The sequence below is a fragment of the Paraburkholderia mimosarum LMG 23256 = NBRC 106338 genome (assembly GCF_000739815.1).
Lineage (GTDB): Bacteria > Pseudomonadota > Gammaproteobacteria > Burkholderiales > Burkholderiaceae > Paraburkholderia > Paraburkholderia mimosarum.
This window is the reverse complement of record NZ_BBJJ01000013.1, coordinates 17,316-42,950: the sequence shown is the minus strand read 5'-3', so window position 1 is coordinate 42,950 and position 25,635 is coordinate 17,316. Positions and strand designations below refer to the sequence as shown.

General features: G+C 64.7%; 25 protein-coding genes. 16 read left to right on the top strand and 9 right to left on the bottom strand.

What is annotated here, in order from left to right; all coding sequences use genetic code 11:
- The first annotated feature begins 7 nt into the window (after nucleotides 1-7).
- From tssE to BMI01S_RS12450, 8 genes are all read left to right on the top strand, one after another.
- A complete protein-coding gene (gene tssE / locus BMI01S_RS12485; RefSeq protein WP_051381399.1) occupies nucleotides 8-502 on the top strand; it encodes a type VI secretion system baseplate subunit TssE in 495 nt (164 codons plus the stop codon).
- Nucleotides 486-2,273 carry a type VI secretion system baseplate subunit TssF gene (gene tssF, locus BMI01S_RS12480; protein WP_028230804.1) on the top strand — a complete coding sequence of 596 codons (1,788 nt, stop codon included), beginning with the start codon at nucleotides 486-488 and terminating at the stop codon, nucleotides 2,271-2,273. The genes tssE and tssF overlap by 17 nt, the downstream gene beginning before the upstream one ends.
- Complete coding sequence (tssG, locus tag BMI01S_RS12475) at nucleotides 2,237-3,355, top strand: type VI secretion system baseplate subunit TssG (RefSeq protein ID WP_042289365.1); 1,119 nt, start codon at nucleotides 2,237-2,239, stop codon at nucleotides 3,353-3,355. Before tssF ends, tssG begins: the two co-directional genes overlap by 37 nt.
- Complete coding sequence (tssH, locus tag BMI01S_RS12470; protein ID WP_028230803.1) at nucleotides 3,352-6,036, top strand: type VI secretion system ATPase TssH; 2,685 nt, start codon at nucleotides 3,352-3,354, stop codon at nucleotides 6,034-6,036. Before tssG ends, tssH begins: the two co-directional genes overlap by 4 nt.
- A gap of 67 nt (nucleotides 6,037-6,103) precedes the next feature.
- Nucleotides 6,104-8,092 carry a type VI secretion system Vgr family protein gene (locus tag BMI01S_RS12465; protein ID WP_028230802.1) on the top strand — a complete coding sequence of 663 codons (1,989 nt, stop codon included), beginning with the start codon at nucleotides 6,104-6,106 and terminating at the stop codon, nucleotides 8,090-8,092.
- Between the two features lie 13 nt (nucleotides 8,093-8,105).
- Nucleotides 8,106-8,651 (top strand): toxin-antitoxin system YwqK family antitoxin, encoded by a 546-nt coding sequence (locus BMI01S_RS12460; RefSeq protein ID WP_028230801.1) that lies wholly within the window; start codon nucleotides 8,106-8,108, stop codon nucleotides 8,649-8,651.
- A 36-nt stretch (nucleotides 8,652-8,687) separates the two neighbouring features.
- Complete coding sequence (locus BMI01S_RS12455; RefSeq protein WP_028230800.1) at nucleotides 8,688-9,083, top strand: DUF4280 domain-containing protein; 396 nt, start codon at nucleotides 8,688-8,690, stop codon at nucleotides 9,081-9,083.
- 260 nt (nucleotides 9,084-9,343) lie between these two features.
- Nucleotides 9,344-10,330, top strand: coding sequence for a GNAT family N-acetyltransferase (locus BMI01S_RS12450; RefSeq protein ID WP_028212591.1), 987 nt, complete (start codon nucleotides 9,344-9,346; stop codon nucleotides 10,328-10,330).
- 68 nt (nucleotides 10,331-10,398) lie between these two features.
- On the opposite strand, the gene BMI01S_RS12445 is transcribed toward BMI01S_RS12450, so the two are convergent.
- Both BMI01S_RS12445 and BMI01S_RS12440 read right to left on the bottom strand, forming a co-directional pair.
- Entirely contained in the window at nucleotides 10,399-10,809 is a 411-nt protein-coding gene (locus BMI01S_RS12445; protein WP_028212590.1) for a hypothetical protein, read from the bottom strand.
- Between the two features lie 375 nt (nucleotides 10,810-11,184).
- Nucleotides 11,185-11,400 carry a DUF3820 family protein gene (locus tag BMI01S_RS12440; RefSeq protein ID WP_028230799.1) on the bottom strand — a complete coding sequence of 72 codons (216 nt, stop codon included), beginning with the start codon at nucleotides 11,398-11,400 and terminating at the stop codon, nucleotides 11,185-11,187.
- Nucleotides 11,401-11,731: 331 nt separating this feature from the next.
- Here BMI01S_RS12440 and BMI01S_RS12435 point away from each other — a divergent pair, with 331 nt between their 5' ends.
- The 7 genes from BMI01S_RS12435 (at nucleotide 11,732) to BMI01S_RS12405 (ending at nucleotide 18,680) form a co-directional block, all read left to right on the top strand.
- The gene (locus BMI01S_RS12435) at nucleotides 11,732-12,469 is read left to right on the top strand and encodes a hypothetical protein (RefSeq protein WP_244145331.1); all 738 of its coding nucleotides are present in this window, start codon (nucleotides 11,732-11,734) and stop codon (nucleotides 12,467-12,469) included.
- A 370-nt stretch (nucleotides 12,470-12,839) separates the two neighbouring features.
- Entirely contained in the window at nucleotides 12,840-13,691 is an 852-nt protein-coding gene (locus BMI01S_RS12430) for a helix-turn-helix transcriptional regulator (protein ID WP_051381397.1), read from the top strand.
- Between the two features lie 260 nt (nucleotides 13,692-13,951).
- Nucleotides 13,952-15,421: a catalase gene (locus tag BMI01S_RS12425; protein WP_028212583.1), complete on the top strand. Its 1,470-nt coding sequence runs from the start codon at nucleotides 13,952-13,954 to the stop codon at nucleotides 15,419-15,421.
- A 36-nt stretch (nucleotides 15,422-15,457) separates the two neighbouring features.
- Nucleotides 15,458-16,099 (top strand): HD domain-containing protein, encoded by a 642-nt coding sequence (locus BMI01S_RS12420; protein WP_028212582.1) that lies wholly within the window; start codon nucleotides 15,458-15,460, stop codon nucleotides 16,097-16,099.
- A 171-nt stretch (nucleotides 16,100-16,270) separates the two neighbouring features.
- Entirely contained in the window at nucleotides 16,271-17,017 is a 747-nt protein-coding gene (locus BMI01S_RS12415) for an SDR family NAD(P)-dependent oxidoreductase (RefSeq protein ID WP_028230797.1), read from the top strand.
- 640 nt (nucleotides 17,018-17,657) lie between these two features.
- The gene (locus BMI01S_RS12410; RefSeq protein ID WP_028212580.1) at nucleotides 17,658-18,245 is read left to right on the top strand and encodes a BPSL1445 family SYLF domain-containing lipoprotein; all 588 of its coding nucleotides are present in this window, start codon (nucleotides 17,658-17,660) and stop codon (nucleotides 18,243-18,245) included.
- 159 nt (nucleotides 18,246-18,404) lie between these two features.
- The gene (locus BMI01S_RS12405) at nucleotides 18,405-18,680 is read left to right on the top strand and encodes a glycine zipper domain-containing protein (protein WP_028212579.1); all 276 of its coding nucleotides are present in this window, start codon (nucleotides 18,405-18,407) and stop codon (nucleotides 18,678-18,680) included.
- Nucleotides 18,681-18,738: 58 nt separating this feature from the next.
- Here BMI01S_RS12405 and BMI01S_RS12400 read toward each other — a convergent pair whose 3' ends face one another.
- Nucleotides 18,739-20,004 (bottom strand): NAD(P)/FAD-dependent oxidoreductase, encoded by a 1,266-nt coding sequence (locus BMI01S_RS12400; protein WP_042289359.1) that lies wholly within the window; start codon nucleotides 20,002-20,004, stop codon nucleotides 18,739-18,741.
- Nucleotides 20,005-20,176: 172 nt separating this feature from the next.
- Here BMI01S_RS12400 and BMI01S_RS12395 point away from each other — a divergent pair, with 172 nt between their 5' ends.
- The gene (locus tag BMI01S_RS12395; RefSeq protein WP_028230796.1) at nucleotides 20,177-20,941 is read left to right on the top strand and encodes a class I SAM-dependent methyltransferase; all 765 of its coding nucleotides are present in this window, start codon (nucleotides 20,177-20,179) and stop codon (nucleotides 20,939-20,941) included.
- Between the two features lie 48 nt (nucleotides 20,942-20,989).
- Here BMI01S_RS12395 and BMI01S_RS12390 read toward each other — a convergent pair whose 3' ends face one another.
- Genes BMI01S_RS12390 through BMI01S_RS12365 form a run of 6 tightly spaced genes read right to left on the bottom strand, consistent with a single transcriptional unit; the run spans nucleotide 20,990 to nucleotide 25,631 of the window.
- The gene (locus BMI01S_RS12390; RefSeq protein WP_028230795.1) at nucleotides 20,990-21,430 is read right to left on the bottom strand and encodes an excinuclease ABC subunit A; all 441 of its coding nucleotides are present in this window, start codon (nucleotides 21,428-21,430) and stop codon (nucleotides 20,990-20,992) included.
- A 17-nt stretch (nucleotides 21,431-21,447) separates the two neighbouring features.
- Nucleotides 21,448-21,903 (bottom strand): hypothetical protein, encoded by a 456-nt coding sequence (locus BMI01S_RS12385; RefSeq protein ID WP_028212575.1) that lies wholly within the window; start codon nucleotides 21,901-21,903, stop codon nucleotides 21,448-21,450.
- A gap of 35 nt (nucleotides 21,904-21,938) precedes the next feature.
- Entirely contained in the window at nucleotides 21,939-23,183 is a 1,245-nt protein-coding gene (locus tag BMI01S_RS12380; RefSeq protein WP_036044844.1) for a beta-ketoacyl synthase N-terminal-like domain-containing protein, read from the bottom strand.
- A gap of 2 nt (nucleotides 23,184-23,185) precedes the next feature.
- The gene (locus BMI01S_RS12375) at nucleotides 23,186-24,412 is read right to left on the bottom strand and encodes a beta-ketoacyl-ACP synthase (protein ID WP_028230793.1); all 1,227 of its coding nucleotides are present in this window, start codon (nucleotides 24,410-24,412) and stop codon (nucleotides 23,186-23,188) included.
- The gene (locus BMI01S_RS12370) at nucleotides 24,412-25,137 is read right to left on the bottom strand and encodes a 3-ketoacyl-ACP reductase FabG2 (RefSeq protein WP_028212573.1); all 726 of its coding nucleotides are present in this window, start codon (nucleotides 25,135-25,137) and stop codon (nucleotides 24,412-24,414) included. Before BMI01S_RS12370 ends, BMI01S_RS12375 begins: the two co-directional genes overlap by 1 nt.
- Nucleotides 25,134-25,631, bottom strand: coding sequence for a hotdog family protein (locus BMI01S_RS12365; protein WP_028212572.1), 498 nt, complete (start codon nucleotides 25,629-25,631; stop codon nucleotides 25,134-25,136). Before BMI01S_RS12365 ends, BMI01S_RS12370 begins: the two co-directional genes overlap by 4 nt.
- Nucleotides 25,632-25,635: the final 4 nt, after the last annotated feature.

Here is a 25,635-nt window from a genome sequence, read left to right as displayed (position 1 = left end):
ACCGCCTGTGGCGAACGCCCGCGCCTTTATCGCCATCGCGCCCATGCCGCTCTTCGAGCGGCTGGCCGATGACGCGCCCTTCGACGCGCAGGAATCCGTCGACGAAACCGCGGCTCGTACGCTCGATGCAGCCGGCTTGCGCGCCTCGGTGCGTGCGGAGCTGCTGCGCCTGCTCAACACCCGGCGCGGCACGCCGCGCCTGCCGCGCGCGCCCGATGTGCTGCTTTACGGCCTGCCCGACTGGAGCGGCCAAAGCGCGGCGCGCGCCGAAGACCGCGCCGTGATCGAGCGCGAAGTGGCCGAAGCCGTGCGCGCGTTCGAGCCGCGCCTGCGCGACCCGCGCGTGAAGATAGAACCTGACGAAGGCGCACCATGGCGCCTCTGCCTGCGCATCAGGGGCACGCTGCGCGGCAGCGACGGTGTGGAGCACGTCGTCACCTACCTCGCTGGGCAGCACGGCGAAACGCAGGCCATCGGAATCGTCGATGAACGACTCGCTTGACGCGCAGCTGCTCGACTACTATCAGCGCGAGCTCAGTTATCTGCGCCGCGCGAGCGAAGGCTTTGCGCAGCGCTATCCGAAGATCGCGCGGCGGCTCGAACTCGGCCCGGGGGAAAGCGCCGATCCGCACGTCGAGCGCCTGATCGAGAGCTTCGCGGTGCTCACGGCGCGCATCCAGCGCACGCTCGACGACGAGTACACCACGCTCACCGACGGCCTGCTCGAGCAGTTCTACCCGTACGCGTCGCGCCCGGTGCCTTCGATGACGATCGTGCAGTTCGAGCCCGACGCCACGCAAGGCAGCATCGCCGCCGGCTATCGCGTGCCGCGCGACACGCCGCTCATGCACGTCGACGCGAGCGGCGCGACGATCCACTGGCGCACGAGCGCCGACGTGACGCTGTGGCCCCTCGCGATCGCCGACGCGCAACTGCTCGACGCGGAAGAAGCCCAGGCGCTCACGGGTAGTGCAACGCTGCAATCGGCGCTGCGGCTCTCGCTGCGCAGTACCGGCCAGCACCCACTCGGCGCGTTGCCGATCGAGCGCCTGCGCGTGCGGCTCGCGGGCTCGCCCGTCACCGCCGCGGCGCTCTACGACCTGCTCGGCGCACACAGCGCCGTGACCTGGCTACAGACGCCGGGAGGAACGTTGCACGCGCAACGAGGTTTGCCTCAGCCGGTTGGCTTCGACGAGGAAGACGCGCTGCTGCCGCTCGAAGACGGCGCGCATCCGGCGTGCCGCCTGCTCGTCGAATACTTCGCGTTTCCCGAGAAGTTCGCGTTCTTCGACCTGCCGTTCAAGCCGCCGGCGGATGCGGGCGAGCGCATCGACCTCGTGATCGGCTTCACCGCGGCGCCACGCGGGCGCTTCACGCTGCACACGCGCGACATCGAGCTGGGCTGCGCACCCGCGCTCAATCTCTTCGCGCGCACCTCGGAACCGTTGCGGCCCGACGGCACGGCGCGCGAGATGCGCGTGAGCCCCGATGCGCACCGCGAATCGGGCACGGAGATCTACGCCGTGCGCAACGTGCGCGCAGTGGCGGGCCGCACCGTGACGGACGTGCCGCCGTGGTACGGCTCGATGCACGGCACAGCGTCGGCTGTCTACTGGTACGCGCGGCGCGTGAGCGGGCTGCACCCGTCGCGTCCGGGCAGCGACGTCATGCTGACCTTCGTCGACACGCGCTTCGATCCGGCCGCGCCCGCGGCGCGCACGCTCACCGCCGAGCTGCTCTGTACCAGTCGCCATCTGGCCCACCGGCTCGCGCCGGGCGCCGCGCTCTCGTTCGAGGTTCCGGGACCGGTGGCGAGCGTGCGCATCGCGCACCGGCCCACGCCGCAGATCGTGGCCACGCTCGACGGCACCTCGCGCTGGCGCCTCGTCTCGCAACTCGTGCTGAACCATGCTTCGATCGTGGAGGGCCCGCAGGCACTTCAGGCGCTGCGCGAGATGCTGGTGCTCCACAATCTCGGCGCCCATGCGCCCGCGCAGCGCCAGATCGCGGGGCTCGTCTCGGTGTCGAGCGAGCCCATCGTCGCGCACGTCGGCTCCGATCGCTGGCGCGGCTGGCGCAATGGACTCGGCGTGCGCATCGAGCTCGACGACGCCAGCTTCGTGGGCGCGAGCACCGTGCTCTTCTCGGGCGTGCTGGCGCAATTCTTCTCGCTCTATGCGAGCGTCAACCGTTTCGTACAGACCTCGCTCGTGCGCGACGGTCGGGAGATCCGCACATGGCGGCCGACGATGGGCAGCCCGCTCGTTCTCTGACGCAGCGTCTGTTCGATGAGCCGCACGCGTTCGAATTCGCGCAGGCGGTGCGCCTGCTCGAGTTGCTCCAGCCGCACGCCCAACCGCTCGGCACCGGGCTCGATCCGGCGCAGGAAGCGCTGGCGCTGAGCGGCAATCTCTCGCCGGCCTTTCCGGCGAGCGCGCTCGGGCCGCTGCGGCGCAGCTTGCCCCGCTCGCTCGCGTTCGCGCCGCAAGCGCTCGCCGGGCGCGATGCACGCCCCGGCCCGCCGCAGCTGCAGGTCAACGCATTTTCGCTGGGCGGCCCGAACGGGCCGCTGCCAGGCGCGTGGCAGGAATGGCTGCAGGACCGGGCCCGCCGCAAGGACGGTTCGGCGGCGGCGTTTCTGGACATCTTCCAGCACCGCTTGCTGGCGCTCCTCTATCGCGCGCAGCGCAAGTACCGCAGCGCCGAGCCGCTGCCCGCAACGGCCCAGCGCCCCGCCGACGTCGTGCTGCGCGCACTGACGGGCAACGCCGAAGGCGCGGCGCCGCCACCGCCCGCTCCGCAGGAGCCGCTCGACATGCGCGCCGTGCTCGCGCGCGCAGGCCTGTTCGCGAACCGCCGCCGCTCGCTCGCGGGCTTCGACGTCATGGTGCTGCATCACTTCCGCGTTCACGTGAGCTCCACGCCGTTCGCGGGCGGCTGGCGCACGCTCCCCGCGTCGAGCCGCACGGCGATCGGCTCCGGCGGACGCAACCGGCGGCTCGGCAAGGATGCCGTGGCGGGCACGCGCATCTGGGACGAGCATCAGGGCATACGCGTGCGGCTCGGCCCGCTCAGGCGTGAGCAGTACGAAGCATTTCTGCCTGGCGCTCCCGCTCACGAGGCGCTGCACGCGCTGGCTGCCGCGTGGTTCGGCGCCGAACTCCAGGTGCATCTCGAACTGCAGCTTGCGGCGGGCGAGCTGCCGTGCGCGCGCCTCTCGCGGCACGCGCCGCTGCGGCTGGGCTGGACCGCCTGGAGCGGCGCGGCGCAATCGGCGCCCGCGCGCGTGACGCGTCTTGCGCCCGCCGACATGCTGCGGCACACCGCCGGCCCGCGTGCCGGCAGCACGCCGTGACGCTCGATCTCAAGACGCTCGTCGCGCGCCTCGAGCGCGAGCCGCGCGAAGCGCTCGAACGCGCAGCGCAGCAATGTTTGCGTGAAACCCACTTCGTGGTCGAAGTCGAGCACTGGCTGCTCGCGCTCGCCGAAACGGAGGGCGGCGATTTTGCGTGCGTGCTGCCGCACTTCGGCGTGGATCGTGGCGCGCTCGCCGCCGAAATTCGTGCGGCCGTCGCGCGCCTCAAGCGCGGCAACACCGGCATGCCGTCGTTCGCGCCCGAACTGCTCGTATGGCTCCAGGACGCGCTCGTGCAATCGACCGTCGTGCTCCAGCAACCGCGGGTGCGCGCGGCGACGCTGCTCATCGCGCTGCTCGAAAACGACATGCTGCGCGCCCGCGCCGTGCATGGCGCGCCCTTGCTGCTGCGCGTGGCGAGTGCTGCGTTGCGCGCGAACTTCACGGTCTGGCTCGCGCCAGTCGAGACTGGCGCGTCGCTCGATCCTGTCACGCCTCATGCGTCGCCGGCGGACACCGGCGCCCCCCATGCGAGCGTTCCCGCACTCGCTGCCGCCATGGACGCGGCCGCACCCTTGCCTGCCCTGCTCGACCAGTACACGCTCGACCTGACCGCCGAAGCGCGGGCCGGACGCATCGACCCGATCATCGGGCGAAATGCGGAGATCAGGCAGACCTTGGACATCCTGTTGCGTCGGCGGCAGAACAACCCCTTGCTCGTGGGCGCGCCCGGCGTGGGCAAGACGGCCGTAGTCGAAGGTCTCGCGCTGCGCATCGCGGCCGGGGATGTGCCGCCCCCGCTCGCCGACGTCACGCTGCGCATGCTCGATCTCGCACTGCTGCAGGCGGGCGCGGGATTGAAAGGCGAATTCGAGCGGCGTCTGCGTGCGGTGATCGACGAAGCACGCCGCTCGCCGCGGCCGGTCGTGCTCTTCATCGACGAGGCCCATACGATGATCGGCGCCGGCGGCGCGGAAGGCGGCAGCGACGCGGCAAACCTGCTGAAGCCCGCCCTTGCGCGGGGCGAACTGCGCACGATCGCGGCCACGACGTGGCTCGAATACAAGAAGTATTTCGAACGCGACCCGGCGCTCGCGCGGCGCTTCCAGCTCGTGCAGATCGAGGCGCCCGACGAACCCACCGCCATCGTCATGCTGCGCGCGCTGGCACTGAAGTTCGAAGCGCATCACAACGTCACCATCCACGATGCCGCGATCGTCGATGCGGTGAAGCTCTCGCACCGGTACATCTCGGCGCGCCAGTTGCCCGACAAGGCGATCGCCGTGCTGGACACCGCCTGTGCGCGCGTCGCGCTCGCGCAGCACGACACGCCGCCGCAGCTCGAAGCCGCCAGGCACCGCCAGCGCGCGCTGAACGACGAGCTGCTGCGGCTGCGCACCGAAATGGTGATGGGCGCGGACCATACGCACAGGCTCGCCACGCTTGCGACCGAGCATGCTCGCAATGCCGCGCTCGTCGAAAAGCTGGAGGCCCGCTGGCGCGACGAGGCGGCCACCGTGCGCGAGATCCTTGCGCTGCGCGCGCGGCTCGCGGCCCTCGACGCCCAGCCGCGCGACGGCGCGGACGAGGCCGACGGCGCCGAACCGGGTGACGGTGCCGACGAGCCCGAAGGCGCCGAACCGGGTGACGCCGCAGACGCGGCCGATGCGCCCGACTTGCGCGAAGACCTGGCGGCCGAACTCTCGCGCCTCGAGAGCGGGCTCGAAGCGATCCGCGACGATGACCCCATGGTTCCTGTCTGCGTGGACTCGAAGACCATCGCCGCCGTGATCGCGAGCTGGACCGGCATTCCCGTCGGCAAGATGCTCGCCGACGAAGCCCACGCCGTGCGCACGCTCAAGGGCCGTCTCGCCCAGCGCATCGTCGGGCAGGACGCCGCGCTCGACCGCATTGCGATGCGCATTCAGGCGTGGCGCGCGGGGCTCGCCGACCCGTTGCGCCCGGTCGGCGTATTTCTGCTCGTGGGGCCGACCGGCGTGGGCAAGACCGAAACGGCCTACGCCCTCGCCGACGCGCTCTATGGCGGCGAACGCAATCTGATCGTCATCGACCTCGCCGCGTATCAGGAAGCGCATGCCGTCTCGCAGCTGCGCGGTGCGCCACCGGGCTATGTGGGCCATGCGAGCGGCGGCACGCTCACGGAAGCAGTGCGTAGGCGTCCTTATAGTGTGGTGCTGCTCGACGAGATCGAGAAGGCGCATGTGGACGTGCTCGAAGCGTTCTACAACGTCTTCGACAAGGGCGTGATGGAGGACGGCACCGGACTGGTGGTGGACTTTCGCAACACCGTGATCCTCGCCACCAGCAACGTGGGCGCCGAACTGCTCCTCAATACGCCTGCCGCGTCGCTCGCGAGCGACGCCTTCACGCGGCGGCTCCACGAGGAACTGCGGCGCGCGTTCCGCCCTGCCTTCCTCGCGCGCATGACTGCCGTGCCCTATGCCGCGCTCGACGACAGCGTGCTGCGCGCGATCATCGAAAAGAAGCTCGAACAGTTGCGCACCCGCTACCGCGACGCCACCGGCAAGCAGTTCGCATTCGACAGCCGGATCATCGATGCGGTGCTCGCACGCTGCCGCTCCGCGGGCGGCGCGCGCGAGATCGACAACGTGCTCATGAACGAGCTGATCGGCACGCTCGCCCAGTGGGCACTCGAATGACGATGCTCATCGAGGACCGCCACGCGGCTCGCGCTCAACCCACTTTGAGTCGAATTCTCTCCACCCAATGAACCGCCCCGTTTCCGCCGACACCGACGCACGCCTCAGCCTCACCGGCTCCGCCTTCAGCACGCTCTTTCCCGCGCGCCTCGAAGCGCGCGAGGCGCTGGACGCGCCCGCTACGCTGACCCTTCACGCGCATGGCGGATTGCCGCCGCCCGCGCCCAGCGGCATGACGGGCAATCACGCGACGCTCTCGCTCGCCTGGGGCGAGTCGCCGCGACTCATCGACGGCGTCTGCACGCGCGCCGCCCAGTTGCCCTCGACGGTCGATGCCAGCCACTTCGCGCTGGAACTGCGTTCGTGGCTATGGCTGCTCACGCTATCGCGGAACAACCGCATTTTTCAGGGCAAAACCACGCAGGCGATCATCGAGGCCGTGTTCGCGGGCCACGGCATCACCGATTATTCGTTCTCGCTGACGGGCGCCGACGCCGCGCGCGAATGGTGCGTGCAGTACGCAGAGTCCGACTTCGCGTTCGTGAGCCGCCTTTGCGAAGAGCAAGGCTGGTTCTACTTCTTCCAGCACGCAACGGGCAGCCATACGCTCGTCATCGCCGACAGTAACGACGCCTTCACGCGTTTGTCCGGCGACGCGACGCTGCATTACACGGGCGGCACGAGCGGTGCGCGCGAGACCACCCAGGTTCTGCGCTGCGAGATCGTGGAAGAGACGGCCACCGGCCGCTTCGCGCATTCCGATTACGCCTGGGAGACGCCCGCCGCGCAACTCTATTCGCAGGCGCAGGCGGCGTCGAATGGACACACCGTGTACGAATACCCCGGGCGATACGCCAATAGCGGCGACGGCTCCACGCGCTCCAAGCACCGCGTGGACGCGCTGCGGGCGCCCACGCGGATGTTGGCGGGCGAAAGCGACTGCCGCGCGCTCGCGCCGGGTTGCCGCTTCACGCTGGCAGATCACGAATCCAGCGATGCGAATATTGAATGGGTCGTGCGCAGCGTGATTCACGAAGCCGATCACAGTCGCTACCGGAACCGCTTCGAAGCGTTTCCGTTCGCGACGACCTGGCGTCCTGCGCGCACGACGCCGCGCCCCTTCATGCCGACGCAAACGGCGACGGTGGTAGGCAAGCGCGGCGAGGAAGTGTGGACCGATCAGTATGGCCGCGTGAAGGTCCAGTTTCACTGGGACCGCGAGGGCCAGAACGATGAACAGAGTTCTTGCTGGATTCGCGTGGCGCAGCCCTGGGCCAGCAAGCGGTTCGGCATGCAGTTCATGCCGCGCGTGGGCGACGAGGTCGTGGTGAGCTTTATCGACGGCGATCCGGACCGCCCGCTCATCACGGGGAGCGTGTACAACGGCGCGAACCTGCCGCCCTATGCGCTTCCCGACAACCAGACGCAGTCCGGCATCAAGACGAATACATCCAAAGGCGGCAACGGCTTCAACGAGCTGCGCTTCGAAGACAAGCAGGATAACGAAGAGATTTACCTGCAGGCACAAAAGAACCTGAATGCGAAAGTGATCAACGACGCCACATGGACCATCGACCACAACGAAACGAGCACGATCAAGAATGACCGCGCGCATACGGTCAAGGAGGGCAACGACAAACTGGTGATCGAACAGGGCAACCGGAGCACGACCGTGAAGACCGGCGACGAAACCGTCGATATCAAGGGTGCGCGCACCGTGAAGGCGGGCGGCAACGAAACGCGCACGGTGGGCGGCAATCTCGACCAGACGATCACGGGCAACATGACGCTCACCGTGGACGGCAATCTCACCATCAAGGTGAGCGGCACGCTGACGCTGCAAAGCACCGGCAACCTCACGGCGAAGAGCGACGCATCGATCACGAATCAGGCGGCCCTGTCGCTCACGAACCAGGCCGGGACCTCGTTGACGAACAAGTCGGACGGCACGCTCTCGAACGAAGCCCAAAGTGTGACGAACAAGGGCGCCGTCCAGCAGACCGTGGACGGAGGCGGCGTGCTCGTGGTCAAGGGCGGCATCGTGCAGATCAACTGAGACAATGCAGACGATGAAGACCATCCAGCCCCTCACGATAGAACGCGACGGCGCGCGTATCGAAGGCGCGACACTCGGTGGCGCACTGCATGGTCCCGTGCGCATCGAATCGGACCAACGCGCTATCGCAACGCTTCGTTATGCGAATGGTGTGCTGAGCGGACCCGCCACCTACTTCTATCCCGAAGGCAACCCGTCGGCGCAAGCGCAGTACGTGAACGGCAAGCTCGACGGAAAGACGCTCTTCTACTTCCCCGACGGCAAGGTCCAGCGCGAAGCGCACTACGCGGCCGGCGCGCTGCACGGCGTTTCGCGCACCTGGCTGCCCGACGGCACGCTGCTCGAGGAGGCGCACTACCGCAACGGCAAGTTGCACGGTGTCTTGCAGCGCTTCCATCCGAATGGGTGCCTCTCGCTGCGACAGCCGTTCAGTGCGGGTAAGCCCATGGAGGCAGCGAAGCGCTACACCGACGACGGCCGCCCGATCGCGGCCGACGGCAAACCGCTGGCGCGCTGGAAGCAATGGTGGCAAGCGCTAGTCAATCCGTCGTCCACTTGACCCGCAGCGGGCACGCAACCAGCAAGGAGCTTCACCATGTCCAGTCCGCAAGTCTGTGCCGGCGCCATGCTGCAGTGCTCCTTCGGCGGCGCGCCGGGCGCGCTCAATGTCATCCCCGTCAATCGCGTGTTGGTTGGTGGGGCGCCCGCAGCGACGATTGCCGACTCCATTCCCATCGCCAACGTCACGCCGTTCGGCCTCTGCCAGAGCGCAGCGAACCCGACTGTGATCGCCGCCACGGCCGCGAAGCTGGGTGTATTCACGCCCATGCCCTGCCTGCCGGCCACACCGTCGCCGTGGATTCCCGGCGGCCCGCCGACCGTGACGCTCGGCGCGATGCCGGCGCTGGACGCCGAGGCCACGCTCGTTTGCCTGTGGGGCGGCGTCATCAAGATCGTTCAGCCAGCGCAGGTGTCCACGCTCATTCCATAGCGCTTTCTGCGCGAAGGATAGCCGCCGCGCGATCTCGCGCGACGCTGCGGGCGCACGCAAGCTTCGATTGCGTACCCGCCGAGGCAGGACCGCCACGGCGGCTTGCGGCCAGACCGCCTGATTCGACAACGCCCTGAAGATCGCAGACAATCGGTGCCCGGCAACCGGGATTGCCGCGAGGTGCACACCCTGTCGGCGTTTCCCATTACATAAGTTGCGAGGCGCAAGCCAGCAAGCAATCAGAAAGAGGACGGCCACGCATGCTGCACATCGAGGATCTGACGACCCCGCCAGAAGGGTTCCTGCGCGACGAGCCGGAAGGGGCCGAGTTTTATGAGGCCTTCCAGACGGCTCGGCTGGACGATTTCAGCTTCGGTTATTTCGCCGTCTACCGCGAAGGCACGATCGTCACCGTGGCTCCCTACTTCGTTATGGATTTCCGCCTCAATACCCTGCTTCCCAACGGCTGGCTGAAGCGCAGTTTGAGCTGGATCCGCTTCAAGCTGGCCTGTATCGGGCACCCGACCGTGGACGCGGGCCGCATTCACGGCGAAGTCTCCGAGGAGACGCTCGCAGCCATCAGCACGGCGCTCGCGAAAAAAGGCAGTTTGCTCGCCTATAAGGGATTCGAAGAGCACTTGCCGCTGCGGGGTTTCGTGGCGGCAAAAGGCCTGCCCGTTCCCGTGCTGGAAATCGGCCCGGACTACTACGCGGCGATGAAGAGCGACCGCAGAAATCTGCTCAAGCGCAAGCTGAAAAAAGCCGCTGCGCTCCGCTACGAAGAGTGCGCCGGTTTACCCGATCATCTGGTCGACAAGGTGTATCAGCTATATCTGAACACCTGGCAAAAAGCCGAGTTGAAATTCGAAAAGCTGACGCCGGAATATTTCGCCAATACCCGCAGCCTCAGCCATTATTTGCTGTTCTTCCTGGGAGACGAGCTGATCGGGTTCACGCAGTTGATCGGCAAAGGGCGCCACCTGGTCAACCGCTACATAGGGCTGGATTACGCAAGGAGCCTTGACTACGGCTTGTACTTCGCCATGTTCATTCGCACGGTGGATTTCGGCATTCGTGAAGGCTATGCGCAAATCGAGCTGGGCGCGACGTCCTATGAGTTCAAACGCATTCTCGGTGCGCGTCAGATACCCACGTGGAATCATTACCGGCACAACAACGCGTTGATCAACTGGCTCCTCGGCAAACTGCGCAGTGTGCTGGAACCGTCGGAGTCCGAACTGCGTTAGTGCACGCGCGTGGCGCTATGAGCGGGTTTGCGCGCTGAGCACGTTACGAGGAGCCTGGATTTCAAGGCTCACTTGACCTTGTCCGGTTCTGCCCGGTACTTGTCCTTGATTGCGGCAAGACAGTTCGTGAACTGGGTGCGAAGCCCCACGGAATTGCCGCTCGGTGCGGCGAGGCCGTCCGTCGTGACGGACCATCCGTCTGGCGTGCGGGAAACTTCGAGTTCGAAGTATTCGGCCGACTGGCTATCCAGAATCACGGACTCGCGAAAAGGACCGCCGGGCTCGCGTATGGTCGCTTCGCAGCCCTGTTGGAGTCCATGAGAGGACGTGCCGATCGAGCCGTCGTGATGGGGGACCGCGCCGTACATGCGGAGCGCCTCGAACTGCGGCGGCATGCCAGCCGTGATGAACTGGATATCCGAATCGGAAACGTTATTTCCGCATGCTGCGAGGATGCAGACAAAAGCCGCCACCGTCACGCGGCCACCATTGCCAAGGAAAGCGAGCCTGCGGTCTTCGCGTCGAATGTTCTCTTCAGCCGTGCTTGGGCGAGGCGTGGGTGTGGCCCCTCTCCATAATCTCTGCGCAAACGTTAGCGGTTTCATGTGCAAAAGGCTGGCCTCCGGGTGGGAATCCTGTATTACGGAATGCATCTTGCATATTTTAATCGGGGCAAACCCTGGGCCTGCTGCGTTTTGTCAATGAGTGGCCCCGCTCGCGTTCTGACTGGCAAATGGAACTCACGGCGTTGGCAAGACCGCCGCTTAGTCCGTGATTACGGCAAAAAGGATGCGAAGTTAAGCGTTCGCGACATCGTCCAAACGAGCGCGACGTTTCATGGCGCCTGACTGGCGTTATCCGCGTTTGCGCAACGGATCGATCAAACCCCGCAGGCCGTTATGGTCGATCTCGTGCATCAGCGTGAGCAATCTGCCGAGTTCGTTTCGCGGGAACCCTTCGCGGGCGAACCAATTGAGGTAATGCCCAGGCAGGTCGGCAATGAGTCGCCCTTTGTATTTGCCGAAGGGCATGGTGAGCATGACGAGGCGTTCGAGGTCGGGGGCTTGCATAGGGTGATTGTGCACGGCTTACGGTTTCCGCGCAGCGGCACGGTCATTCCACAGTGTTGTGAGCGATCCGCTGGGGCTGAATGTCGTAGGATCGGTGGGGCGGATCGTGCCTCCTTCACGGGAGCGCGCTTGGGGTGATCGCCGCGCTATGGCGTCAGGCCGGGGGGCGGCCACTTTCGGCCATTGGGCGATGGCTACGAATCGCGCGCCAACGCGCCAAAATCCGTGTCGCAGCGAACATTCAGATTTGCGAGCATATGACAAGTTGAGGTCAGTACTCGAGCTACCATTGTTGTTCAATAATTTGTCAAAAGTACGGTCAATAAAAATCATGAATAACCTTGCCAAAGTTTTACCCGTACATGCTGCCGTGTTGCTGGTTTCAACATTGATTTCGTGCGCTGCGACCGCCGCAGATGCGCAACGCGATCCTGCGGCCGTGCTCAACTCGCTGGCCGACCGCATATACGTTCTGGGAGAAACGAGCGGCAAAGTCGACGATATGATCGCCGCCGAAGCAAAGGCAGCCGAGGAAGTCCGCCAGTATGTAGCGGCGGGGGCGACCGATGGACTTCTTGCGAAAGAAAAAGGCAAGCAGTCTCCTCTAGCGGCCGCTGCCTACATGGGCTACCCAAACGTTGTAGCAGCGCTGCTCACATCCAGCCTTGTAAGGGCCCATATCAACGACGCGGATGATATGGGCGTGACACCGTGGATCGCCGCGAATTTGTCGATGAGGCAGAGTTTGTGGGCATACAAGCCTGCAGTTGTCGAAAATCCGTTCAAGTTTGTGCCGATGTTAGTAACACAGCCTTATTACATATCTAATCCAACACCACCGTATAAGAAGACGCGTGAAGTACTGGAAGAAGCGGGAGCATCCTCCGACCTGGCTAAGGCAAAGGAGGTGTGGCTCACAAACTGCAAGGGCCAATCAGAAGAGGCAAAGGCCGAGGTGCAAGCGAGCACCGACTTGCAAAAAACAGTTCAAGAGCTTGGCGCGGCTGAATTGACGTCCCTAATGACCCAACTTCGGAAGAAGGCCACAGAAGCCCAAACAAAGCAGTGACCGGTCCATCGGCTGCTCCTGACCGTCCGCTTTTGCAAGCTCGCTACTCCAGGAACCGTCGTTCGCAGCCTGCCTATCCGTGACATTCAAACGGCAGTTATAGCGCCATCCTCGATTGCGCACATTGTGGGATCTCGAATGCCCAGCGCGCACCATTGTTGTGCGCGGAGTCATCGGTCGCGCGGCAGTCACCAAACTGCGCTAGATTAGGCCTGCTTTCATTTGATCCAGCCGCCAGGCAACGGCATCAACGCTTGCACGGGGGCACTCACAGGCGCGACGAATGAACCACCGGAGTTCTAGTAACCCTGGGCAGGCTTCTCCAGACGACACCCTCGCCAAACGGTTTCTACTGCGGGAAGCGCCCACCGTGCGAGCTGAAGTCTTTTCGCAGGGGCAGCCAATCTCGTTCACGCGGCTCACCAACATGCGGCCGCAACCGGGACGCTCGTTGACGCCGCAACCGGAGGAAGCGTTCGTCTTCCAGATGCCACTCATTTCGAGCCCTGATCCGGGCATACGCGGTTCAAGCGGCAATCTCGATGCTTCAACGTCGTGCAGGCCCGGTGCCTGCTATCTGCTCGACCTGCGCTCGGCGCCCACGCGTCGCCTCGACATGCCGTTCGATACGATGCGGCTCTTTCTCGCCCAGAGCGCGATCGAAGAATTCACCGATCAGAAAGGGCGGCGGCGCATCGGCGGGCTGGTACAGGCGACTCTCGGTGCAAGCGACCCGGTGCTGTTTCGTCTTGCGCACACGCTACAGGCCGTTCTCCAGCAGCCCGATCTGACGAGTTCGCTATTTGTCGATTACATCGCCCTCGCTTTTTGCGAGCATGTCATCACCCGCTACGGCAAAGCCGATCCATCGATCCGCACGCGCCGCGCCAGCCTCGCGCCCTGGCAGATGCGGCGCATTGAGGATTTTTTCGCCGCTCACCTGCACGGCAATCCGTCGATCATCGACCTCGCGCGCCAGTGCGGTTTCTCCACGAGCCACTTCAGTGAGGCATTCAAGCAAACCACCGGAAGTACGCCGCATCAGTGGCTGCTAAAGCGCCGCATAGAACGCGCCAAATCCCAATTGCGCGAATCGGATGCGAGCCTTGCGACCATTGCGTCAGACTGCGGCTTTTTCGACCAGAGCCATTTTTCACGCGTGTTTTCGCGCCTCGAAGGATGTGGGCCGAAGGAATGGCGTCTGCACAACCGGTCACGCTAGCACCGCACGCGCTTTATCCATCGAATCGTTGTTTTGTCCAAGATCGGCCCTGCCCCAAACAGGTACGCTGTCTCCACATCGAAAAATCGATGTCTCCGGCCGCTCATCACCCGCTGATCGAGTGACCAACGTTACGAAACACGTCGCTTCGTGACGCCCGCAGAAATAGCACGCTGATTGTCCGTAGCGCTTCGCTCGCGCGCCTTCGCGAAACGCTACGGCGCTGCGCCTGCATTGCCCATCCCTCCTGGAGTCGTCGCATGACAAATCGCGATACGTCTGAGCGTCTTGGTCACGCAACGGGTGCGCCCGTTGTCGACAATCTGAACATCGAAACGGCTGGACCGCGTGGTCCGGCGCTCTTGCAGGACATCTGGCTGATCGAGAAACTCGCGCACTTCGACCGCGAAGTTATTCCCGAGCGGCGCATGCACGCCAAAGGATCGGGCGCGCACGGCGTGTTCACGGTCACGCATGACATCACGCGCTACACGAAAGCGAAGTTGTTTTCCGAGGTCGGCAAGACGACGCCGGTATTCCTGCGGTTCTCGACCGTGGCCGGAGAGCGTGGCGCCGCCGACGCCGAACGCGACATCCGTGGCTTCGCGGTGAAGTTCTACACGGAAGAAGGAAACTGGGACATCGTGGGCAACAACACGCCTGTGTTCTTTTTCCGCGACCCGTTGCGCTTTCCCGATCTGAACCACGCAATCAAGCGCGACCCGCGTACGGGATTGCGCAACGCCAACAGCAACTGGGACTTCTGGTCGCTCCTGCCGGAGGCGTTGCACCAGGTCACGATCGTCATGAGCGATCGAGGCATTCCGCGCAGCTATCGCCACATGCACGGCTTTGGCAGCCACACGTTCAGCTTTGTCGATGCGGAGAACCAGCGGACGTGGGTAAAGTTTCACCTGCGCACCCAGCAAGGCATCGCGAACCTCACCGACGCCGAAGCCGAAAACCTCGTGGGGAAGGACCGCGAGACGCATGGCCGCGATCTTTTCGAGAGCATCGAGCGCGGCGAGTTTCCCCGCTGGACGCTCCATGTCCAGGTGATGAATGACGAACAGGCAAAGTCGCTGCCGTTCAACCCGTTCGATCTCACCAAGGTCTGGCCAAAGGGCGATTTTCCGCTGATCGAAGTCGGCGCTCTCGAACTGAACCGCAACCCCGATAACTACTTCGCCGAGGTCGAACAGGCGGCGTTCTCGCCGGCGAACGTGGTCCCCGGAATCGGCTTCTCGCCCGACAAGATGCTTCAGGCGCGCCTGTTCTCCTATGGCGATACGCAACGGTATCGGCTCGGCGTGAACTTCAATCACATCCCCGTCAACGCGCCGAAGTGCCCCGTTCACAGTTATCACCGCGACGGCGCGATGCGCACCGACGGCAACCTCGGCGGCACGCCGTCCTATTACCCGAACAGTGTCCACGAGTGGGAAGTTCAGCCCGGCCTGCATGAGCCGGCGCTGCGAATAGAAGGCGATGCGGCGCATTGGGATCACCGCGTGGACGAGGATCACTTCGCGCAACCCGGCGATCTGTTCCGTCTGATGAGCAAAGAACAGCAGCAGGTGCTGTTCGACAACACCGCCCGCCAGATCGTCGGTGTCCACGCGCATATCCAGGACCGCCACATTGCCAACTGTGCGAAAGCCGACCCGGAATACGGCGCGGGCATTCGCGAAGCCCTGGCGAAGCTCGGTGGACCGGCAGCAACGCGCTAGCGTCTTACCCATTCGAACCTTGAAGGAGAAAGCTCGATGTCACAGTTCATTCAGGATGTGAAAGTGCCCGACAGTCAACTTGCACGGGAAATTACCGAGTTCGTGCGCGACACTTCAAGCTCGCTGCTGTTTCATCATTCGAGCCGGGTGTTCCTGTTCGGTGCTCTGGAGGGAAACCGCCGCGGGCTGAAGTTCGATCCGGAACTGCTGTACGCGGGCGCGATGTTTCATGACGTGGGACTTGTTGATGGCTACAGCAGCGCGACTGAACGATTCGAAGTCGATGGCGCCAATGCCGCCCGCGACTTCCTGTCGGCGCGGGGTATCACGGCGGCCGACATCGACCTCGTCTGGACCGCGATCGCGTTGCACACCACGCCGGGAATTCCGCGCCATATGCACCCGATCGTCGCTCTCGTGACCGCAGGCGTCGAGATGGATGTGCTGGGGCTCACCTACCACGAGTTCTCCGCCGAAGAACGCGAGGCGGTGACCCACGCACATCCTCGCCCGCCGCATTTCAAGGAAGACATCCTGCAGGCGTTCTATGACGGCATCAAACGCAAACCGGAAACCACCTTCGGCAACGTGAAAGCAGACGTCATCGCCGACAAGGAGCCGCATTTCCACCGAGGGAATTTCTGCTCCGTGATCCGTAATTCGCCGTGGCCAGGCTAAGGAAAAAATCCTGCGGTTCGATGCGAGACGACTCGCGCCGCGCCATGCGTTCAGCGCTTCGTTATAGCACCGGCACAAATGACCGCATTGGTAGAAAACACTGGCGATCGCATCGTGCGCGACGCGACGCCGGCTTCCATCAACGGATTCATTGATACTGAGGTGAAGATCATGAGCAAGCTTACAGGCAAGGTGGCCGTCGTAACCGGCGCGTCGAAAGGTATCGGCGCCGCCATCGCGAAGGCGCTCGCGGCCGAAGGGGCGTCGGTCGTCGTGAACTACGCGAGCAGCAAGACCGGCGCGGACGCCGTTGTGTCCGCCATCACCACCGCAGGCGGCAAGGCGATTGCCGTGGGCGGCGACGTGTCGAAGGCAGCCGACGTAAAAGGCATCGTCGACGCGACGATCGAAACGTATGGCCGTCTCGACATCCTCGTGAACAACTCGGGCGTCTACGAGTTCGCGCCCATCGAAGCGTTCACGGAAGCGCAATACCGCAAGCAATTCGACGTCAACGTGCTCGGCGTCCTGCTGACCACGCAGGCGGCCGCCAGGTATCTTGGCGAGGGCGCCAGCATCATCAATGTCAGCTCGGTCGTCTCGACGATCACGCCTGCTACGACCGCCGTCTACAGCGGCACGAAGGGCGCAGTCGATTCGATCACCGGCGCGCTCGCGCGCGAACTCGGGCCGCGCAAGATCCGTGTGAATACGATCAATCCGGGCGTAATCGTGACTGAGGGCGCAGAAAGCGCCGGGGTCATCGGTTCGGATTTCGAAACCTCAGCGGTCAGTCAGACGCCACTCGGACGCGTGGGTAGACCGGAAGACGTAGCGTCGATCGCGGTTTTCCTCGCGTCGGACGATGCGAAGTGGTTGACGGGCGAACATATCATCGCCAGTGGCGGCATGCGGTGAGATCTGCGGGTGCTGCCAGCCAGCCCGGCTAGTGGGCGACCTGCTTCGAGGCTGACAGGCACGTTCGGCAGAAGCGGACGTGTCTGTTTGCATCGAGACGAAGCAACTTACATCCGACGGTTTGTCGCCGATTATGCGCGAGCGGCCCAGTTTGATAACTTCTCAGAGGCTCCGTGTTCGCGGACCGGGCTAGATTCTCTTGCCGGTTTTCTTCAACCTCAGCGGTTGCTATCGGGTCCCGGGTCGAGTCCACATCGTTGAAAGCCTTTCGTCATTCATAGACGGTCACCGACACGAAACCCCGTCGCACGCACACTCAAACGTCTGAAGTAATTCAGTAAGCCGCCAGCCTTCGCGCCACCGAACGCGGCGATAGCCGATTGCGGCAGGAGCACCGACGCATTTCTGCCAGCAGCTGCGACCCGCCTATTGGACCTAAGTCCTATTGCGCAACGCGCGAGCCTGCCAAATATTGTTGGCAGGACGACGAATCGGGAGCCCGGCTGGATCAGCTCGATCGAATAACGTTCAGTCCCACTATGTCATGCCCTCAACAAAGCGAACGCATTGATTGCAAGGCCGCGTGCCGGCTAGTTACCAAAGGAAGTGAATTCGACCGTAACCCTTGATGGAGGTGATCATGCGCAGAAGATCTTTTTTGAGGACAGGTGCCGCAACGCTAACGATCGTGGGGCTGGCGCTGGCCAGAATCCCGTCGGGGATAAATGAAGCGGTCGCGGCAGAGTCCAACGCGGCGAAGCGTCATGAAATCGATGCAAAGGTCAATGAAACACTGTCGCGGTTGTACGCGACGGTCGAAGGCTCGAAAGAGCTCGTCAGCAAGGCGAACGGCGTCCTCGTATTTCCGTCCGTGATCAAAGCCGGTTTCGTCGCGGGCGGAGAATACGGTCAAGGCGCTCTGCGGGTAGGCGGCAAGACGGTCGGGTACTACAGCACGGCGGCGGGCTCATTTGGCCTGCAGGCAGGTGCGCAATCGAAGGCGGTCATCTTCCTGTTCATGACGCATGACGCGCTCACCTCCTTCCGCAACTCGAAAGGCTGGTCAGTCGGCGGCGAAGGATCGGTTGCGCTGCTGAAGGTCGGCGCGAATGGCCAGATCGATACGACAACGGCTAGCGCTCCGGTTCAAGCCATTGTGATGACCAATGCCGGACTGATGGGCGATGTGTCGCTGTCAGGCGCCAAGATTTCCCGGCTGAAAATCTGATGTCGATCGTACTGACGTGGCCGGCCCGGCCCCGCCATCACGCCTGCAGGGGCCGCTGACTTTGGTGCGCGTTTGAAGAAGCTCGTTGCGCGCTATCGCCGTGTGCTGGCCGGGCCAACAATGGTTTGAAAACCACCGCAGGAATGAAAGGAGAGACCGATGTCTGATACCAATGCCGAGCGCGCCGATCTCGGGAATCAGCCCCCGCAGCCTGAAGGCGCCAGCAGCGAAGCGACTCCAAAGCTGCATGAACTGGCGCTGCAACGACTGCACGAAGCCAGGAAAAAGGCAGCGGACGTGCAGGTCGTCGTGGTCACAAAGGGCAAGCAGGCTGCGCACATTACTGACGACTTCGTCCACGAGCGTCCGTGGGCGTCGATCGGGATTGCAGCGGGTGTCGGCGTGCTGATCGGTCTGCTTATCAATCGCGACTGACAGATGGCTTTCGCACTGCAGGCAATTCACGCGTCGCCCCGAAACCAACGCCGTGCGCTTACGGCTTGCATGCCTCATATAGCGTGTTGAGCCTGCGCACAGGGTCCGCCACAAACGGATTGCTCTCGTCCCACGCGTATCCCGCGAGCACGGCGCTGATCATGCGCCGGATGGTGGGCGTCTGTCGCGGGTAGTAAATGATGTCCTGCAGCTCGCCCGTGTACCAGCGCTCGACGAAAGCGCGGAACGCGTCGATGCCCTTGCGCAACGGCACGTCGTATTCCGCGTACCAATCCACTTGCGCGCCATCGAGCGCCCGCACGAGCACCTTCACAGCCAGGTGCGCCGAACGCAGCGCGATCGTGACGCCCGATGAAAACACCGGGTCGAGAAACTCGCCCGCGTTGCCGAGCAGCGCGTAGCCCGGTCCATGCAGGCGCTCCACGTTGGCCGAATAGCCGCCGATCCGGTTCACCGGCATGAGGAACGGCGCGTCGCCGATCAACCGATTCAGCGTCGGTTCCGAGCGAATCAGCGCGCGCAGCCGCGTCTCGCGCTCCGCTTCCGGCACATCGAGGAAAGCCGCTTCGGCAACGCACCCTACCGACGTGCGCCCGCCTGCGAGCGGGATCATCCAGAACCAGACATCGCGGCGCTCAGGGTGCGTCGCCACGCAGATCTTGTTGCGATCGAAGGCGTCGAGCGGCAGCCCGTCGCGCACATGGCTGAAGATCGCGGCGCGCGTCGGCAGGCCAGTCGGCGCCTCCAGGTTAAGTAGCCGCGGCAGCACACGGCCGAAGCCGCTCGCATCGAGCACGAAACGGGCATGCACCCGATACTGCGCTCCGCTCTCGTCGGCGACGTCCAGCACCGGCGCCGCGCCCGTGCTCATGCCGAGCACGGTGTGGCCGAAGCGCACTTCGGCGCCCTGCTGCGCGGCGCAGCCGATCAGCAGTTCATCGAACTTCGCGCGCTCCACCTGATACGTCGTGCCCCAGCCCGCCGAATGCTTGTCGCGGAAGTCGTACGTCGAGGCCTGATCGCGCCACACGAAGTGCGCCCCATTCTTGTATTGAAAGCCGGCCTCCACCACCGCCTGCAACATGCCGGCTTCTTCCAGGTACGCCATGCTTTGCGGCAGCAGGCTCTCGCCAATCGAAAAGCGCGGGAAGTGCTGGCGCTCGAGCACGAGCACCGATCGTCCGGCCTTGCGCAAAAGGGCCGCAGCAACGGCGCCCGACGGGCCGGCGCCGATGATCGCCACATCGACGTCTTCGCGCCGCGTGGAAGGGGCTGTCACTGCTTCTGCGAGGCTCTGTTCCATAGGTTCTATCCTTTCTGTGCGTCCGAACGCCCCGTTACGTTTTGTTACGCGCTGTAGGTTCAATGCAAGCGTACGGCGCTGCGTGAGAACGTGATTCTGACACCCCTCGCGGCGCCCTTGCATTTACAATGCCGATTCTCGTCCACGACTGCACTCGCATCGGGTAAAAAATATGTCGGTTTCCGAATCAAATTGCGTGCCGCCGTTCGTGCCGGAAACGGCATTCGGCATCTGGTTTCTGCGCACCCATACGTGGGAACATCACGTGCTGCGCGTGGCGATCAACGACCTCACGCGCCTGATCGACGTGCCGCTGCCCGACGCGCCCGAAATCGTCGACGTGGGTTGCGGCCAGGGCAAGTCGCTGCGGCTGCTGGCCGAGGCCTTCCGCCCGCGCCGCATCATCGGGATCGATTATCACCAGGCTTCGCTCGAACAGGCGGCGCTTGCTGCGCGCGCGTGCGAGCGCAGTTTTCCCCGCAGCCACCAGAATTCGCCGCACACGGGAACGAAGTTCGAGTTGCTGCACGGCGACTGCGCGCGCCTGCCGCTACCCACGGCCAGCGCGGACATCGTGTTCTGCCATCAGACTTTCCATCACCTGGTCGAGCAGGAGCGCGCGCTCGCGGAGTTCTACCGCGTGCTCAAGCCGGGCGGCGTCTTGCTGTTCGCGGAGTCGACCGAAGCCTATATCCGCTCCTGGGTGATCCGTCTGCTGTTCCGCCATCCGATGCACGTGCAGAAGAGCGCCGAAGGCTACCTCGCGATGATCCGCGACGCGGGCTTTCGCTTCGCGGACCGTAACGTTTCGCTCCCCTATCTGTGGTGGAGCCGCGCGGCGGACTTCGGACTTTTCGAGCGTCTCGGTCTGCATCGTCCGAAGCCCGGCAAACGGCGCGAAACGCTGGTCAACGTAGCGGCTGTCAAGGCGACGTGAACGCGTGTAGAGGCGGTGTGCGCCGGGTCGCCCGCCGCCCGCTTGGGGTTACTTGTCGCCCTTGAGCGTCACCACCTCGCCGACGAGCGCCACGCCGGCAATCATTGCGCCAGCGCCACACGTAAATTCCGTGTCACTCGCGCGCAGTTCGTTCTTGTAGTTGCTCTTGATGTTGATGACGGCGTTGCCGCCTTCCTTGCGCGCGCGTTCCTGCAACTCCGCCACGGCCGAAAGGAACACGTGCTGACACGCCACTTCGTCGGTCTTGCCAAACGCGTTCGTCTTCTTGTTCGTGGAGAACTGGCCCAATGCTTTCTTCACCGCCGGATGAGGCTGGCCCGCGAAGTACAGCGCGATGTCGTCGTTGACCTTGCCTGGCTCGCTCCTGAGCGCTGCATCCACGGGGTAGCTCTCGACCGTATTGCGTGCCTGGGCGTGCGACGCCGCAAATGCCGCGCACAGCGCGGCGAACATCCACAGCTTCTTCATTGCTTATCTCCGTTTGCTCAATTGCCTTGCAGCACCGCGAGCTCACCCGTGACGGCGATGGCCGCCGCGCTCGGGCTCACGCCGCAGGTGTATTCGGTGGCCGAAGCGGTCTCGGTGCCGTGAAAGCGCGTGGTCACGTTGATGACCGCGTTCGCGCCCCTGCTCTGGGCATCCGCCCGCAGCTTGTCGAGCCCGGTGGCGAGCGCCTTGTTACAGGTGGCCTCGGCGCCGTCGGTCGCGCGTGCGACACGCAAGGAATGCGACGCGTTGCCCACACTGCGCACAACGTCCGGATGCGGCTGCGCGCCGAAATACACCGCGATTTTCGCGGCGGGGTCCGTGCCAGGCGCGGCTTTAGCCGTCGAGAGGGAAGCTGCGGGCTGGATCGGCAGCGTCAGTCGCTGCGTTCCGCAACCGGCCAACGTCAGGCTGACGATGGCGGCGGAGCCAAGCGTGAGGTACGTCTTTTTCATTTGAATCCTCATTATCTTCAAGGTTGCCTGAAACATCAGCCCTCGTTCCAGGCGCGAAACACCAGGCTGGCGCAACTGCCGCCGAACCCGAATGAAACCGACATCGCCGTCTCGATGCACGCAGCGCGCGTTTCGCGCACGAGCGGCATCCCGGCGGCATGCGAATCGAGCGTATCGATGCCCACGGCGCCCGCGATGAAGCGATCGCGCATCATCAGCAACGTGTAGATCGCTTCGTGCGCGCCGCAGGCTCCGAGCGGATGGCCGCTGAGCGCTTTCGTCGACGAGAACGCGGGCACGTCGTCGCCGAACACGGCGCGCAGTGCGAGTAATTCCTCGATATCGCCCGATGGCGTGGAAGGCGCGTGCGTATTGATGTAGTCCGGCCGGCAGCCGGCCTCTTCGAGCGCCGCGCGCATCGCGCGCGCAATGCCGCCCGCCTGCGGCGCGACCATATGCGCGCCGTCGGTGCCATGCCCGAAGCCGGTCAGTTCCGCATGAATGGGCGCGTTGCGCGCCTGCGCATGCGCGAGCGACTCGAGCACGAGTACCCCGGCACCCGAACCGATCACAAAACCGTCGCGATGGGCGTCATAAGGCCTCGACGCCCGTTCCGGCATCTCGTTGAAGCCGCGCGACAGTGCGCCCATCGCGTCGAACATCAGCGTCATGTTGTCGTGCAAGGCTTCGCTGCCGCCCGCGAGCACGATGTCCTGGCGCCCCGTCTGGATGAGCTGCATCGCCTGGCCGAGCGCGAGCGCCGAAGTCGTGCAGGCCGAGGACGGCGAATACGTCACGCCTTCCATCCCGAACACGTGCGCGAGATTCGCCGACGTCGTGCTGCTCATCGCCTGCGGCACGGTATAGGGCGGCACGCGGTCGATACCGCGCACATGCGCGCACGCCATGGCCGCGTCGTAGGCCGACATCGTGCCGACGCCGGAGCCCACCACCGCGCCCGCGCGCGGCGTGCGCAGCACGTTTGCATCGAGCCGCGCGTCGGCAATGGCGCTGCGCGCGGCATGACAGGCGAAGCGCGCCGTGTCGCCCATGAAGCGCTCGGCCCTGCGCTCGAACGGCACTCCATCCGCAACCGTTGCCACCGCCGCCACCTGGCTCGCGAAGCCGCGCTCGCGCCACGCCTGAACGCGCGTGATGCCGCTACGCCCGTCGCGCAGATTCGCTGCGACGCCGTCGAGCGTGTTGCCGAGGCACGAGACGATCCCCATGCCCGTCACGACGACACGCCGCAAGCCATTAGCGCATACCGACGCCTGCATGCTCACCGCGCACGCCTGAAGATCAGCGATGTGTTCACGCCGCCGAACGCGAAGTTGTTGCTCATCACGTATTCGGCGTCGATGTCGCGCGCCTCGCCCATGATGTAGTCGAGCGGCGCGCAGGCGGGATCGACGTCGGTCAGGTTGAGCGTGGGCGCATAGCGCTTGCGCTTCATCATCTCGATCGTCCACCACGCTTCGATCGCGCCGCACGCCCCTAGCGTATGGCCGATATAGCTCTTGAGCGAGCTGATCGGCATGCGGTCGCCGAAGGTCTGGGCCGTGGCGTGGCTTTCGGCTATGTCGCCGCGATCCGTCGACGTGCCGTGCGCATTCACGTAGGCGATCGCTTCGGGCGGCAGTCCCGCATCGGCCAGCGCCTGGCGCATCGCCACCGCCATCGTCGCCGCCGTGGGCTGCGTGATATGGGCGCCGTCCGAATTGCTGCCGAAGCCCACCACTTCCGCATGAATGCGCGCGCCGCGCGCAAGTGCATGCTCGTATTCCTCGAGCACGAGCGTGGCCGCGCCCTCGCCCACCACGAGCCCGTCGCGCGCGGCATCGAATGGACGCGGCGTGAGCTGCGGCTCGCCGTTGCGCGTGCTCGTGGCATAGAGCATGTCGAACACGGCCACGCCGGGCCCTGAGAGTTCCTCGGCGCCGCCCGCGAGCATCAGCGTCTGCTTGCCGTTCGCGATCATCTCGTACGCGTAGCCGATTGCCTGGCTGCCCGAAGCGCACGCGCACGAGGTCGGCACGATGCGCCCTTTCAGGTCCCAGAAGAGACTCACGTTCACGGCCGTGGTGTGCGGCATCATCTGGACGTAGCTGTTCGAGGTCACGTCGCTCATCGAGCCCGTGTCAAGCATCTTGCCGAATGCGCGAACGGGCTCGACCGAGCCCGACGAGGAGCCGTAGGCCACGCCCATGCGCCCGTCCTTGATCGACGGATCGTCCAGCAGGCCGGCGTCCTCCAGCGCGAATTCGCTCGCACGCACCGCATAAAGCGAAACGGGGCCCATCGAACGCGTCTTCTTGCGGGGGTAATATTCAGGAGTGGAGAACGTCGGCAACGGGCACGCAAGACGCGTATGCAAGGATTCGATATAGTCCCACTCGTGCACCCGCCGCACTGCATTGACGCCACGCTCCAGCGCGGCTTCGATGCAATCCCATTGATCGCCGAGCGCGGTCACGCCGCCCATGCCGGTAATGACGACGCGCTTCATCAGACCATCCCGCCGTTGACGCCGATGACCTGACGCGTGACATACGAAGCCGCATCGGACATCAGGAAGCCCACAACGGCCGCCACTTCGGCGGGCTGCCCCACGCGATTCATCGGCACGGCCTTGAGTGCATGGTCGAGCGGCACGTCGTCGAGCATGCCCGTATCCACGAGCCCGGGCGCGACGCTGTTGACGGTGATATGGCGCGTGGCCAGTTCCACCGCGAGCGCCTTCGTCGCACCGATCAAGCCGGCCTTTGCGGCGCTGTAGTTCACCTGCCCGCGATTGCCCGTCACGCCCGAGACCGACGCCACCGTCACAATGCGCCCGCCCTTGCGCGCACGCACCATGGGCATGACGAGCGGATGCACGACGTTGTAGAACGCATCGAGGCCCGTTTCAAGCACGATGTCCCAGTCTTCGTCGGTCAGTGCGGGGAACGCGGCGTCGCGGGTCACGCCCGCGCAGCAGACGATGCCGTAGTACGGGCCGTGCGCCGCGACATCCGCTTCGAGCGCCGCGCGGCACGCTGCACGATCGCGCACGTCGAACTGCAGCACGCTGCCCGTGCCGCCTTGCGCGGCGATGCCCGCCGTGACGGCTTGCGCTTCGTTCACGCCGGTGCGGCAATGCACGGTCACGGCAAAGCCGTCGGCCGCGAGATGGTAGGCGATCGCGCGACCAATGCCGCGGCTCGCGCCGGTGACGAGAACACGCCGGCTCATGATCTGGAATTCTCCTCGATAAAAGTCTGGAAATCGCGCGGCTGGTACACCTTCACGGTGGCCTCGGCCAATATTTCGCCATCCTCATCGATGGTGCAGCCGTAAGCGCCGTGGCCTTCTTCACTGCGCAGCAGTTCGTTGACGCTCACGCGCAGCGGCGTGCCGCATGCGAACGCGGGGCACGACGCCTCGTAGCGGCGCGTGCCGAGCAGCACGCCAGGGCGCGCGGGTTTGCCGGCGCGCATCGACAGCAGGCCCACATGGGCCGCGATCGCCTGCGCCATGAGTTCAATGCCGATCCACGCTGGCATCGCGCCCTGGGCGTCGGCGTACCACGCGTCGGCACGCACGCTCGCCAGTGCCGTGAGCGACGCGTCGCTGCAGACGGCAATCGAGTCGAGCAACAACATGGTGCCGCGGTGCGGGATGATCGCTTCGATGGGGGGAAAGGTGGACGCGACCTCGCCTGTCGATTGAGAGAGCGGCTGATTCATGGCC

Coding starts and splice junctions, on each gene's coding strand:
- tssF (WP_028230804.1), top strand. CDS start 486: ATGAACGACTCGCTTGACGCGCAGCTGCTCGACTACTATCAGCGCGAG.
- tssG (WP_042289365.1), top strand. CDS start 2,237: ATGGCGGCCGACGATGGGCAGCCCGCTCGTTCTCTGACGCAGCGTCTG.
- BMI01S_RS12465 (WP_028230802.1), top strand. CDS start 6,104: ATGAACCGCCCCGTTTCCGCCGACACCGACGCACGCCTCAGCCTCACC.
- BMI01S_RS12460 (WP_028230801.1), top strand. CDS start 8,106: ATGAAGACCATCCAGCCCCTCACGATAGAACGCGACGGCGCGCGTATC.
- BMI01S_RS12455 (WP_028230800.1), top strand. CDS start 8,688: ATGTCCAGTCCGCAAGTCTGTGCCGGCGCCATGCTGCAGTGCTCCTTC.
- BMI01S_RS12450 (WP_028212591.1), top strand. CDS start 9,344: ATGCTGCACATCGAGGATCTGACGACCCCGCCAGAAGGGTTCCTGCGC.
- BMI01S_RS12440 (WP_028230799.1), bottom strand. CDS start 11,400: ATGCAAGCCCCCGACCTCGAACGCCTCGTCATGCTCACCATGCCCTTC.
- BMI01S_RS12435 (WP_244145331.1), top strand. CDS start 11,732: ATGAATAACCTTGCCAAAGTTTTACCCGTACATGCTGCCGTGTTGCTG.
- BMI01S_RS12425 (WP_028212583.1), top strand. CDS start 13,952: ATGACAAATCGCGATACGTCTGAGCGTCTTGGTCACGCAACGGGTGCG.
- BMI01S_RS12420 (WP_028212582.1), top strand. CDS start 15,458: ATGTCACAGTTCATTCAGGATGTGAAAGTGCCCGACAGTCAACTTGCA.
- BMI01S_RS12415 (WP_028230797.1), top strand. CDS start 16,271: ATGAGCAAGCTTACAGGCAAGGTGGCCGTCGTAACCGGCGCGTCGAAA.
- BMI01S_RS12410 (WP_028212580.1), top strand. CDS start 17,658: ATGCGCAGAAGATCTTTTTTGAGGACAGGTGCCGCAACGCTAACGATC.
- BMI01S_RS12405 (WP_028212579.1), top strand. CDS start 18,405: ATGTCTGATACCAATGCCGAGCGCGCCGATCTCGGGAATCAGCCCCCG.
- BMI01S_RS12400 (WP_042289359.1), bottom strand. CDS start 20,004: ATGGAACAGAGCCTCGCAGAAGCAGTGACAGCCCCTTCCACGCGGCGC.
- BMI01S_RS12395 (WP_028230796.1), top strand. CDS start 20,177: ATGTCGGTTTCCGAATCAAATTGCGTGCCGCCGTTCGTGCCGGAAACG.
- BMI01S_RS12390 (WP_028230795.1), bottom strand. CDS start 21,430: ATGAAGAAGCTGTGGATGTTCGCCGCGCTGTGCGCGGCATTTGCGGCG.
- BMI01S_RS12385 (WP_028212575.1), bottom strand. CDS start 21,903: ATGAAAAAGACGTACCTCACGCTTGGCTCCGCCGCCATCGTCAGCCTG.
- BMI01S_RS12380 (WP_036044844.1), bottom strand. CDS start 23,183: ATGCAGGCGTCGGTATGCGCTAATGGCTTGCGGCGTGTCGTCGTGACG.
- BMI01S_RS12375 (WP_028230793.1), bottom strand. CDS start 24,412: ATGAAGCGCGTCGTCATTACCGGCATGGGCGGCGTGACCGCGCTCGGC.
- BMI01S_RS12370 (WP_028212573.1), bottom strand. CDS start 25,137: ATGAGCCGGCGTGTTCTCGTCACCGGCGCGAGCCGCGGCATTGGTCGC.
- BMI01S_RS12365 (WP_028212572.1), bottom strand. CDS start 25,631: ATGAATCAGCCGCTCTCTCAATCGACAGGCGAGGTCGCGTCCACCTTT.